Here is a 13605-nt window from a genome sequence, read left to right as displayed (position 1 = left end):
AACTGGTTGCCTTTGTTTTTGATGGAGACTTTATTATCAAACGTGTATGTTTCAAAGCTTTGAGAAAAGCGGCTACATAAAGTTCTCTTCCTTAGAAAAAATGGCAGTTGAAAAAAGGGCAAAGGCTATACCATAACTGTATCAGACTTATAGAATACAAGTCTGACCTGTAGCAGAGGGTAGTGCAGGTTCTGTTTCGAGCATATTAGATCGCAGGCTTGGTGAAGCGTCAGCCTTTCTAGACTAAAAATAAAGCAACCAAGATAGTACAGGATACTTTTTTAGATGGAAACGGATAGTTTTAGATGTGGGGATAATGATAGTGGGGAAAGTGCATGTAAAGCAACAATATTGAAAGGAGTATTACTAAAATAGCCATATGTTTATCAAAAGACTTTTATCTATACTTTTTATACTGCTAAGTGTAGCAGAGGCTTATGCCAAAGGACCAGATACCAGACAAGTAAAATATCTGTCTGGCACGGACAACGAGAACACAGTTCCCTGGGATTTTTATGTAACTGGAGGGCGAAAGAGTGGCTATTGGACGCAGATACCTGTGCCGTCGCATTGGGAGCAGGAGGGGTTTGGAACTTACAACTATGGCCGCGACTATGTGACCTATGGCAAAAACTTCCGCTTTGCCGATGAAAAAGGAATGTATAAGCACACGTTTGAGGTTCCTAAAAACTGGAAAGGCAGGGATGTGTTTATTGTTTTTGAAGGCTCCATGACCGATACGGAAGTGAAGGTGAACGGTAAGCCAGCTGGGCCCATTCACCAGGGCGCCTTCTATGAGTTTAAGTATAACATCAGTGACAAACTGGAGTACGGCAAGGAGAATGTGCTGGAGGTTACGGTGAGTAAAATGTCTGCCAGCCCATCGGTGAACAATGCCGAGCGCCTGGCCGATTACTGGATCTTCGGCGGTATCTTCCGCCCAGTTTACCTCGAATCGTTCCCGAAAGAACACATTGCCTATACCGCTATCGATGCAAAGGCAGACGGTGCTTTTTCTATGAATGTGCACCTCCGAAATTCTGGGGAAAAGCATGAAGTGGCTGCACGAATTTTAGATGCAAACGGAAAGGTAGTTGGTACGGCTGCAGCTTCATTCTCACCTGGCGACACGGTTGTAAACATCAAAACGAAAGTAAATAACCCGCTGCAATGGACGGCCGAAACGCCTAATCTCTATACAGTTCAAACCTCCATTAAATCAGGAAGAAAAGAAATTTTCCAGGCTACAGATAAGTTCGGATTCCGAACGATTGAGATAAGAGAAGGGGATGGGATTTACCTGAATGGCACTAAAATTAAAATGAAAGGCGTGAACCGCCATGTGTGGTGGCCTGAAACTGGCCGTGCTGTAAGTGCTGCCATCGACTTAATGGATGTGAAGCTAATGAAGGAGATGAACATGAATGCGGTGCGCTGCTCACATTATCCGCCAAACAAAAGCTTTCTGCAGATTTGCGATTCACTTGGCCTGTATGTGCTGGATGAACTGGCTGGCTGGCAGAATGCCTATAGCACAGAAGCGGGGGAGCCTCTGGTAAAAGAAATGGTGATACGGGATGTAAACCACCCTTCTGTTATTTTCTGGAGCAACGGCAATGAAGGTGGTCATAACTTTGAACTGGATGATGATTACGGAAAGTATGACCATTCTAAGCGACCTGTTATACATGCACACCACCGCCCAGGAAATGTTTTTAACGGCATAGACTGCAACCACTACGAAGACTACTACAGCACCAAGAAGATACTGGAAGGCCCGAATATTTACATGCCAACAGAATTTCTGCACGCTCAGGACGATGGGGGTGGCGGCACATCGTTGGCGGATTTTTGGGAACTACATTGGAACAGCAAGCTTGGGGCAGGAGGTTTTCTATGGGATTTGACAGACGAAGGCATTGTGCGCACCGATCAGAACGGCATTATAGATGTGAACAGGGTAAATGCACCCGACGGTTTGATGGGACCGCATAGAGAAAAGGAGGGAAGCTTCTTTGCGATCAAAGAAATTTATTCGCCCGTTCATATAAAACTAGAAGAACTGCCTGTGAATTTCAACGGTGAAATTCCTGTAGAGAATAGGTACCATTTCACAAATCTTAACCAGTGTATGTTTCAGTGGGAACTGGCTGACTATAGAAAGCCAGGCGATGTTTTTGCGGGCTACATCACCAGGAAAAAAGGAACAGGCGCAGGACCTTCTATTGCGCCTGTTGCCAAAGGAAACCTAAAACTCAACCTACCATCCGACTGGAAAGTCTACGATATGCTGCTGCTCTCAGCTTATGATTCGCATAAAGAGCTGCTTTATACCTGGACTTGGAACGTGAAGTGTAATGAAACGCTGTTGGAGGATATTGTGATACTGACAAGAGAACAAGCCGCAGCTGTTGCAAAAGCTGATACTACTGCCCAGAAGCAAAAAAACAAAAATGGTGCAGATTGGAAAGTAGAAGTTACGGAAACAGAATCCTCCATTACCCTAAAAGGCGGTGAAATTGCCGTAACCTTAAGTAAGAAGGACGGCACTATTGTAGGGCTTGCAAACGATAAAAGTAAGAGCCTGACTTTCGGCAACGGCCCTGTAATGGTAGCTGGAAATGCAGCAGTGGCCAGCGTGAAGAACTATGAAGAAGGAGATGGCCACGTGGTGGAAGTAAACTATTCAGGCGATATGAAGTATGCGAAGTGGAAAATGCACGGTAGCGGCTGGTTGAGCCTAGAGTATGAGTACAGTCTGAACGGCAATTATCCTTTTACGGGCATCAGTTTTACCTACCCTGAGAACTTTATGATCAGCGCCAAATGGCTGGGCAGAGGGCCATACCGTGTTTGGAAAAACAGACAGCAGGGCGTGGCGCTTAATGTGTGGGAGAATGCCTACAACGACACACATACAGGTAGCGCTCCCTGGATTTATCCTGAGTTTAAAGGATACTTTGCAGATGTAACCTGGATGGAGTTCAGTACAGCCGAAGGTAAATTTTTGGTAGCAAGCAAAGAAGACGATCTGTTTGTGCGCCGCCTAGACTTCTACGGCTTGTCAGGCGTTAAACCGCATCCTAGCCTTCCTGTGGGCAACATCTCTTTCCTGGACAACATACCGCCGCTGGGAACAAAGTTAGCTTTAAACATCAGTGCTAACACAAAGAACTTGGGACCAGCGGGAGAAATGAATAAGGTGAGCGGCCCTGTTAAGAGAACATTATACTTCTACTTCGGCCTTCCTGAAACAGGAGATACTTCTCCGCAGCAGTTCAACAGGCCAGTTAAAGATGAGCTGTTTTAGTAGGAATCCTATAAACCAAACTATGCCAGCTAATAAAGAAGCCAGATCTTCTGCAATATAAAAACTGGAGAAACAAACTATATGGCAAGTGTAGAGAAGAAGTTGTTTGACGAAAACTTTCTGAATGTATGGAGTCATAATTATCAGAAGTTGGAAGCGCTTTGCAAGCAGGGTAAACCTATTGATGCTAGTCTTGATGACCAGTTGGCGCAGTGGGTTAGTATTCAACGACGCATCAGCCACATGCTGCCGAATGAACTCAAAGTGGAGTTAGCAGCGCTTCGTTTTAGTTTTGAAGAAAAGGATTTCTCCTGGATCACCATGTATAGGCAGCTTGCAGAGTTTGTGCAAACGCACGGACACTCGTGCCTGCCCACAGACCAGAAGCATGAAGATTTAAAAGATTGGTTGGTGAGGCAAGTTCTTGGCAGAAGGTACCTCTCTGAAGACCAGTTTCAGAAGCTGGACAGCCTGGGCGTTTACTGGGATATGCCCATCAGCAGGGATCATCGGTGGGAGCAAATGTACTGGAAGCTAAAAGACTTTTACACCACATTTGGGCTTAGTATGGTGCCTCAAAATTGGGCAAAAGATAAACAGCTTGCGCATTGGGTAATGATGCAGCGAAAGATGTATGCTAAAGACAAAATAAGGGAAGATCGGAAGCTGAAACTAAGTGCGCTTAACTTTGTCTGGAGCATAAAAGACGTATATGAGTCTCAGTGGGAGCTATACTTCCAAAAGGTGGCCTCCTTTCACAAAACGTATGGCCACTGCAGAGTACCATGTAAACATAAAAAGCTTGTAAGCTGGATCGAAAGGCAAAGACTCGCCAAAAAGAATAAGTTGTTATCAGTCGGACGTGAAAAGAGGCTGGATGAGATTGGGTTTATATGGAGCTGCGAAGGGATCAAAAAGAGAAAATGGGATGAGAAATACGAACAACTGCAAGCCTACCACCAACAACACGGCCATAGCTTCGTCCCAGTTAGTTTTAGCGAGAACAAACAGTTAGGTACATGGGTTGCTTCGCAAAGAGCCTTGGAAGCAAAAGGCAAACTCGGATCAGTTAAAAAGAAGAAGCTTGAAAACCTGGATTTTGTGTGGAGCAGAAACACGCAACAACAGTTGAAATCTGCTCATAATACCCAGTGGGAAAGTAAGTTTGAAAAGCTAAAGGCTTATATGCAGGTGCACGGCACTTTTCAGGTTTCTCTTAAAATAGATCCTGCGCTTCAGCGCTGGACCAGCTTGCAGCGAAAACTTTTCTACAAAGGCAAACTGTCGCAAGACCGTATTGAAAGACTTCATGATATCAGGTTTCCATGGAGTGTACAGGAAGGATATTGGATGCAGATGTACGATGCCCTGATTGACTTCAAAAAGCAGTTTGGCTATACACGTGTTCCCTTCCTGTGGAAACCAAATCCGCAACTGGCTGCGTGGGTTTACAGAGTAAAATCGAACAAAATAACATTGGCTTCTTCACAAACAGAGCTGCTGAATGAGATTGGTTTTGACTGGAACCTGAGCAAAAGAACCGTATTGCCATGGGAGGTTATGTATGACCGTTTGGTGGCGTTCAAAAAGGAGCACGGCCACACGCGGGTTCCTGTAAAATGGAAGGAGGACCCTAAGCTAGGAAAGTGGACCAGTAGGATACGAGTTGATAAAGCGCATCTTGAACCAGAGCGTGTCGCGCTGTTGGAAGCGTTAGGGTTTGACTGGGGTTATAAATTTACACCTGAGAAGGCGGCAAATAGCAATTAGCTTAATATTTCTGAATAGGTAAACTGTAGGTTGTAAGGGTGGCATGAGCTTACATTAGGGGGAGTAGTTCTCAGAGCTTCCTCATGTTTTAGAAAGACCGATAACGATATGATGTTCTGTTTTGATAGTGATGAACAAATACGAATCTAGCTATCGGTAAGTCAGTAGGGGCAGCCTATCTTGTGCAAATAATCGAATGTAACAGAGGGGCTGCTTTGGAACAAAATCAAGGGTAAAATAAATTCTAAAGTGTAAATAGGAGAGGCTTCTCAAAAGTAACCTCTGCTACTCATTTATCGCTAAAACTAAGAAGTCGCTAAGGTAAGTTGTAAAGCCATCCTACTACACATAAGCAACAGGTTTTGAAGAGAATAAGCATCCCTTTTATTTTAGTTTATGTTCTGACAGGTTTTAGCCTTCAGTCGAAGGACCTTTCTAAGAATGACCTTAAGGTTTCTGTCGAAGCCACGCGTAATGCTTTTCCTCTTGTTCATAAAGCTAAAGCTGCGCCTGTTTTTATAGATGCAGATGATGCGGAAGTCGTTCGTATTGCGGCAGAGGCTTTAAGCGAGGATATCCGAAGTATAACAAGCAGAAAGGCAGTAGTTGAGAGTAGCAACAGCTTACAAGATATCTCAGGCTATCCAGTTATTATCGGCACCATCGGCCAGTCTGAGCTGGTGGACAAACTGATCGATGCCAATAAACTAAACATAGATGACATTAGAGGAAAGTGGGAAAGCTACAGCATAGCAGTGGTAAATCAGCCTTCTGGTAATATAAAGCAGGCTCTGGCAATTGCTGGAAGCGATAAACGTGGAACTGCCTATGGCGTGTTCGAGCTCTCGCGGCGGTTAGGCGTATCGCCCTGGTATTGGTGGGCAGATGTGCAGCCCAGGCAACAGGAGAACTTATATATAACAAATGGCAAGCTGGTGCAGGGGCCGCCATCAGTAAAGTACCGCGGTATTTTCCTGAACGACGAAGACTGGGGACTACAGCCATGGGCCGCTCTGAATATGGACAAAGACATCAAAGACGTTGGTCCTAACACTTATGCCCGCATCTTTGAACTGTTGCTTCGCCTGAAGGCCAATCTTATCTGGCCAGCTATGCACCCCAGCACCAAAGCCTTCTTTTATTACCCTGGTAACACAGCAGTCGCCGAAGCTTATAGCATTGTGGTGGGTACCTCACATGCTGAGCCTATGTTGCGTAACAACGTGGACGAATGGGACTCTAAATCCATGGGGCCTTTTGACTACTTCAACAATCAGGAATCTGTTCATGCTTATTGGGAGAAGCGGGTGCAAAAGGCTGCCAAGCAGGATGCCATATATACCCTAGGTATGCGAGGCGAACACGATAGCGGCATGAAAGGCGCTAAAAACATAAAAGAGGCAGCCAAAATGGTTGATCAAATCATCTCTAACCAGCGCGACCTGCTTAAAAAGTACGTGAACATAGATGTAACTAGTGTTCCGCAGGCTTTTACGGCTTATAAAGAGGTGCTGGATATTTATGACCAGGGCCTGAAGCTTCCTGAAGATATCACCATCGTATGGCCTGACGACAACTACGGCTATATTCACCGGCTGAGCAACCCACAGGAGCAGCTGCGAGCAGGTGGGTCGGGAGTGTATTATCATGCTTCGTATTGGGGGCGACCCCACGACTACCTCTGGCTCAGTTCTACCCATCCCTCCCTGATATGGGAAGAAATGATGAAGGCCTACCATATGCAGGCGCGCCAGTTGTGGGTGCTGAATGTGGGAGACATAAAGCCGCTAGAGTACAGCATCAGCCTGTTTATGGATATGGCCTATAATGCGGAGCCTTTTCAGGAAAGCAGCTTTGTGAAAAAGCACCTGCATAATTGGGTAAAAGAGACATTCGGAGAAATCCATGCAACTGCTATAAGCAATAGCTTGTGGGCATATTACGATCTGGCTTTTGAAAGACGACCTGAATTTATGGGCTGGAGCAGAACAGAGCCAACAACCCAAACTACTCTGACGGAATACAACCATTTTTACTTTGGCGATGAAGCACAAAAACGCTTGGAGCGCTATGAGGCACTGGAGAAAGAGGTAAAATCGCTCCGCAGCATGATGGCAGATAAAGATGCCTTTTACCAGTTGGTATACTACCCTGTAGTGGCTGCATCCCTTATGAATAAGAAGTTCCTGTATCGCGACAAAAGCCTCCTGTATGCTAAACAAAATCGGACAAGTTCCAGCGATTACGCAGAACTTTCCCGCCAAGCTTATGATGGTATTGTGGAGGAAACAAATTACTATAACAAACAACTGGCTAATGGCAAGTGGAATGGCATGATGTCGATGAAGCCACGCAACCTGCCTGTTTACAAAGAGCCAGTGTTGCCTGAACTAAACAGCGGTGGCTCTGGAACATGGAGCGTTGCGCCAGAAGGATTTGTGATGGCAGACTCTTCGCTTACATCATCGAGCCAACTTGCACTGCCAACATATTATGAGTGGGGCAGCCAAGATTACTTTGTTGATCTTTTCCTGACTGGCAGCAATTCAGTTTCATGGAAGGCTACAGCTTCTGATAAATGGATAAAGCTTTCAGAAAAGAAGGGAAAGCTAAGTTCTGATTTTGGGCAGAAACAGCAGCGTATCTGGGTAAGTATCGACTGGAGTAAAGTTCCTGTACGAGCGGAGCCTACTGGATACATTACCTTGAAAGGGGCAGGTAAAACATTTAAGATAAAGGTGAGTGCGTTCAATCCATCTGATCCTGCGCTTGCTACTTATAAAGGGTTTATTGAAAGCAATGGCTATGTCTCTATTAATGCAGAGCACTATACCGACAAGAAAGTTCAGCAGAATAGAGAATGGACGCTGGTTGAAGGCCTGGGACATACGGGACAATCGTTGATGGCGGTTCCGTTGCAGGCAAAACCAGTAACAGATACGAGAGAGCTAAAAGAAAATGCACCTTTTGTGGCGTATGATTTTTATACTCTAACAGCGGCTTCACCTACCATTACGGTTTCCACACTGCCCATGCATCCGGTTACTAGCGAGCACAGCATGCGTTATGCTGTCTCTATTGATGACGGTCCTGTAGAGGTCGTAGATTTTCAGACTTTCGGCAGAAGCGAAGAGTGGAAGCAAAACGTGCTTGCAAACAAGGCGAAACGGCAGATAAAATATCCGCATCTAAGCCAGGGAAAGCATACCCTGAAAGTTTATATGATGGATCCTGGAGTGGTGCTAGATAATATAACCATCGACCTGGGAGGGCTGAAACAAGCTTATACTACTGTTCCAGAGACATTGCATCAGACGCATGAAAAAGTTACGCTTAAGTAATCAGTGTTAGTTAAAGTTAAGCTTTCCAGAAGATGCTTCTATATGTAAACTCTTAAACCCGTTTACAAATGAGTATTTTTATAGATGCAAAATTGTTTCTATTTACATGTTTAGTGTGGGACTCTGCTTTTTGCTGTGGCGGCTCCGAAGCCTGCTACAGGACATAGGCAAAAGTATAACTTCATTACTGAGTGGAAAGTGCAGGTAGGAGATTTTGCTGGTGCTGAAGCCATGACTTTCGCTTGATCTTCACCAACAGAATCTTTTTCATATTTAGATACACACACGAATGCAGTCATGACTACTGTGATGTTAGTTCTTTATCAACTATAAGAATTTAAGAATGAAAACAGTTACCATTTTGGGTACGCTGGCACTGGCACTAGGACTTACCAGCGTAGGCTTTGCGCAGAGTACCTCTTACAAATTTGATTTTGGTGCTGGGAAAGTAGCTAAAGGCTTTACTAAAATCTCCTCACAGGATGTCTACACAGATGAGATCGGGTATGGGTTTGACAACGGAACGAAAGTGCAGGATGTGGATCGTGGCGGGAAAGATCCCCTTAAAAGAGATTTTGTTACTAGTACCGAGCCCTTCTATTTTTCGGTGAAGGTGCCCGAGGGGAATTACAAAGTTACCCTTACGCTTGGCGATAGAAAGGGGGATACGAGAACAACGGTTAAAGCTGAATCCCGACGCCTGATGCTAGAGGATCTGCAGACGGAACGCGGGCAGTTTGAGACAAAAACCTTTATCGTCCACATCAAAGACAGAAAGATTGATAACGAAAATCAGGTAAAGCTCAAGACAAGGGAACTGACCAAGCTCGATTGGGACAACAAACTCACCTTTGAGTTTGACTTGAAAGCAGCTGTTAATGCTATCGAGATTGAAAAAGCCGATGATCAAATAACTGTTTTTCTGGCAGGAAACTCCACCGTGGTAAATCAGGAACAGGAACCGTGGGCTTCTTGGGGCCAGATGGTTACGCGATTTTTTAAATCAGGGGTGGCTATCGCCAACCATGCGGAGTCTGGATTATCCTTAGGAAGCTTTATTAGTAGCAACAGGCTAGATAAGATTTTGAGCGTGATAAAGCCTGGCGACTATGTGTTTGTAGAGTTCGGGCATAATGACGAAAAGGAGAAAGGACCCAATGACGGTCCTTATAAATCGTACAGCGAGCGCCTGCGCCTGTTTGCCAGAGAGGTAAAAAAGAAAGGGGGAAACTTGGTTATCCTGACGCCAACCGCCCGAAGATCATTTAATGAAGAAGGGAGGCTGAACAACACCCACGGGGAGTATCCAGACGCTGCCAAAAAAGTAGCAGCAGAAGAAAATGTGCCGCTGATAGATCTTACGGCCCAAACAACAGCCTTGTATGAAGCTCTTGGAGTAGAAGGTTCTAAAAATGCTTTTGTGATATACCCAGAGAAGAATCTGAATGATAACACGCATTTTAATCCTTACGGAGCTTACGAGATTGCAAAAATAGTGGTGGAGGGCATCAAGGCTAATAAGCTCGGTTTAGCAGACTATCTTGTAGATACACCTGCTTTCGATCCTACTCGTCCTGATGCTTTTGAAACTTTTAACTGGCCACCAAGCCCTGCGGCAAGCTTAGAAAAACCAGACGGAAATTAAAGCATTCGGTTATGTGAACGGGTTAGAATAGTTTTCCCTGTGTGGAAAAGTTTATAGAAATTACAGGGGCCGCAATTTCTATAAAGCCAATCACCTGGAGGAGGACGTGGATATGTATGCTGTAATGAAGGAGTTCGGGCTCCTGATGCAGGAAAGGGGCATAAATATACGAATGCGCCCGACCATGAACACCAGATGATCTGCACAAAGTTACCAACCCAGGCTATTCTGCCTTGGTCAGTTGCACGGTCTGGTAGAACTGCGCGGGCTTGAAATGGGCATCGAAAAATCGATTATGCACCAACAAGTTTTGAAGAGCGATTCTGATGCGGTTGTTTAATATCCTTGCGACAGGTTATTAACCTAAAAAGTAATCATGAAGAACCCTAATCTGTGCTTGATGCTCCTCTTTTAGAGGTATAAGGCTAAGGTGACTATTAAGCTACATCATTTATCAATCAGCAACAGCATTGGATGTGTAGTCTCTTATGACAAGAAAAGCTTAAAGCTGCTCTTCTTGTTTTTTGATTAACAGGAGCCAATGTTCCGCTGTTGGTTTCTGTATGGTAGTTCCTTTTTTCAAGGATTTAGGTAGTTCAGCAGAATGGGTATTTCCTGTTTCTGGATTAAACCACAAGCCTGTGAAATTCTTCTTCGGGAGCTTCTGGCTGAGTGTCATTTCTTGTCCAGGTAAGGAGGATAGAAGTATAGTATTCTGTGCTTCATCAGCCAAAACCCAGTTTTTTTCAGCGTTGGCTAGTATACCGTCCTGCGGTTGCATATACATTAACTTATCTGCTAAATGCTGCTGCACAAACTTATCCAGCGGATGGGAATCTACAGTTCTGCCCTGGCCATGCCCGGCAGTTGGGTTGCGCATCAGCACCTGGGCTCCTCCAGCCATTAGAGTAGGTATAGGACCTGCTCCGCTGTGCCAGGCCACAATGGCTTTGTCTGGATATTTGTTGTGGTATTCCCGAACTTGTCGGTATACCTGCTCAGGCGTTGTTGGGTCTCCAAATTCTTTCGGATGCATTTCTCTAAAAGCAAGATTTCGTCCTCCTTCTGGTGCCCATAAAGAGCCATCAGGTAAGTAATGCCAGTACCGCATATCTATTACCGCCACCTGCTTTGCCAGCTCAGGGTCGGAGAGAATGGCATCAGTTACATTTTTGCTCGTATCCAGCACGAGCTTTACCTTCCTGTTATTCTTTTGCTCCCACTCCGCTACCGTCTGCTGAAAGAACTTCTGAAACGCTACAGGGCCAGAATATTGAAAGCTTAACCCGAAAATGATGTTGTCATACTTTCCTAACTCATCTAGCACATGGGAGATGTAAGCCTTGTGTAAAGCACGAAGCTTGGGATTGGAGGCATCATAAAACTGATTAGCAACGTGTACACGATCTCGAGGCTCCAGCGGAGGAGGTTCTGGCAGATCTGTGTTATTAATGTTGTTAGCTGGCCGCCAGGGGAAATCAATCCAGTGGGAGGCGGTTTCGAGCAGGTTGTGGTTATTGTACAAGTGGTGATACAGCACAATACCCTGCTTATCACAGAGGCGGGCAAACTCCTGCATACGTTCGAAATACCAGGAGTTATAGGTGGAAACATCGTACTTGCTTAAACCATCCCAAGCTTTTCCTTTACCACTGCGTGCCCAGGGCAGTTCGTAAAATGCAGCCCACACATTGCCATCTGGACGTTCTATAATAGAGTGGTCGTCGCGGCGGCGATCGTACCAGATGGCGGGACCGCTTTGGTAAAAAGGAGTACCTTGTGCCGCTACGCTGGCAGCGAGTGCAGGCAGGTTTTCGGTCAGCCCTGGCCCAACGCGCCCTGGAACAAAGCGGACTATACTTCTACCTGCATCCAGTGCGTTGTTAGGAGATGTTTGCCCCAGCCACCAGGCATCGTTTACGGCACCTCCCCAAAGTGCTTTATCGCCTATTACAAAACGGCCGTTTATTAGTTGTAGAGCGAGTTTCTTTTTAGATGCTACAGGTGGGGCAGGAGGAATGTCTTTTGGTACGAACTCCTGTGCTGTTGCTGCTACCGTACCAGCATCTTTAGCAGACTGAATAATGATCTCTGCGAACGCTTGTTTGCCAAGTCTTTTCTGAAGTTGGTTTCGATAAAGCGGTGCAGAAGAGGTGATGATAACAACAGGTGCCTGTGGTGGTCCTATTGCTACAATCTCTTTCGCTTCGCAATTCCAGATCACACTGTTGGCAGCCGTCCAGCCGCCTGCCTGCACCCGATCTAGGTCATAAGTCAATCTTAAATCAGCCCCTTCTACTTGCACGTTTTCATACAGAACGCCAGAAGCCCAACTTTCATAGGAGCCGCTGGCGCCAAGAGCGTTGGTGGCTGTGCAGTTGAGAAACACGTTGGGGCCAGCAGCGGTAAAGCCTATGGCAAAATCGTTTACTCCTGAATCGGCTGTACAATTCTGCACCAGCACCTGCTGCCCCTCTACCAAAAAGCTGTGCCTGCGGTAGCCGCCTATTTCTGATATAGGCTGTTCATTCTGGCAATCTACAACCGTTACCCTGCGTGCCCGCGGCCCGACACGTACTGACGAGGAAACAAAATGACGTGCGGTGACAGAGCGTACCCACGCATCCTGTACATTGTCTAAGGCAATAGCAAACCAGGCATGTTCTTCGTCTTTGTTATTGTTCCTGTCAAAATCACTCTCCAGTACCAGGTTCTCTAGGCCAATGTGCAGCAGAGGTGCCTCTGCCGCTACTTTTGCTACTGTACCTACGCCGTACTTATGTGCGAGTGCTGTGGTGAGGGGAGCATCTATGGTTATCTTCTTTGCAGCAGCGTTAACAGCCGTGATTGTGCGGTCCCACATGAGGTTTCTGGAGCCTGGTGTCCAATGGAAACGCAGGTCAGGAAAAACGCCTTTCAAAGTGTCCATGCCCAAATCTGATATCCATTCTTTTGTGCTGGGGCGCGTTATCACAATTTGATCTCCAACCTTTAGCCCCTCAACGTTTTCCAGGCTAAGCGTGTGGCCTCCGACAGGAACTACATCGTCTGTTACTTTAATAGCTGTATCGAGTTTAGGCGCTTGGTTATTTCCTGCTTCAATTAAGCTGCGTCTGTTTTTACCCGTGGCAACTATAGTTGTTTTCCTTTCACCGCTTCCTCTTAAAACTACACCTCCTGCTGTTAAACGAAGCTGACCACCAACCAGAAATTTTCCCTCTGCCAGTTGTAACGCACCTCTGTAACCATTCTCTTGCATAGGCAAATTAGCTATATGATCGAGGGCAGCTTGTAATAAGCGGGTGTCGTCGCTGCCAGTCGGTTTTACAGTAAGTACGGCTGGCACATCAGGAATCTGAACCCCACCGCCTTCACCGCCTTCGTAGCCAGCATGCGAAAAATCGATGGCAGGCAAGGCTGCTACAGCAGGAGTAGTTTGTGCCTGCACCTTGTGTAGCGTAAGATGTACTGAGAGTGGCAGCAGGCAGAAGGCTAGTACAGCAGGCATTTGCCACGCCTTTTTCACTATCTTTTGAAAT

The 13605-nt window shown here is 45.8% G+C and carries 5 protein-coding genes; 4 read left to right on the top strand and 1 reads right to left on the bottom strand.

All coding sequences use genetic code 11. The annotated features are described in order from the left end of the window. Positions 1 to 379 precede the first annotated feature (379 nt). The 4 genes from LN893_RS02995 (at position 380) to LN893_RS02980 (ending at position 10066) form a co-directional block, all read left to right on the top strand. Positions 380 to 3310, top strand: coding sequence for a glycoside hydrolase family 2 TIM barrel-domain containing protein (locus tag LN893_RS02995; RefSeq protein WP_229968152.1), 2931 nt, complete (start codon positions 380 to 382; stop codon positions 3308 to 3310). An 81-nt stretch (positions 3311 to 3391) separates the two neighbouring features. Beyond that, the gene (locus tag LN893_RS02990) at positions 3392 to 5080 is read left to right on the top strand and encodes a helicase associated domain-containing protein (RefSeq protein WP_229968150.1); all 1689 of its coding nucleotides are present in this window, start codon (positions 3392 to 3394) and stop codon (positions 5078 to 5080) included. 362 nt (positions 5081 to 5442) lie between these two features. After that, positions 5443 to 8421, top strand: a complete 2979-nt coding sequence (locus LN893_RS02985) for a glycosyl hydrolase 115 family protein (protein WP_229968148.1) — start codon at positions 5443 to 5445, stop codon at positions 8419 to 8421. A 343-nt stretch (positions 8422 to 8764) separates the two neighbouring features. Next, a complete protein-coding gene (locus LN893_RS02980) occupies positions 8765 to 10066 on the top strand; it encodes a GDSL-type esterase/lipase family protein (RefSeq protein ID WP_229968146.1) in 1302 nt (433 codons plus the stop codon). A gap of 502 nt (positions 10067 to 10568) precedes the next feature. Here LN893_RS02980 and LN893_RS02975 read toward each other — a convergent pair. After that, positions 10569 to 13592 (bottom strand): DUF6298 domain-containing protein, encoded by a 3024-nt coding sequence (locus tag LN893_RS02975; RefSeq protein WP_229968144.1) that lies wholly within the window; start codon positions 13590 to 13592, stop codon positions 10569 to 10571. Positions 13593 to 13605 lie beyond the last annotated feature (13 nt).

It is taken from the genome of Pontibacter harenae (assembly GCF_020907245.1).
Lineage (GTDB): Bacteria > Bacteroidota > Bacteroidia > Cytophagales > Hymenobacteraceae > Pontibacter > Pontibacter harenae.
Note: the sequence above shows the minus strand (reverse complement) of the source record. Positions and strands in the feature narration are given on the sequence as shown.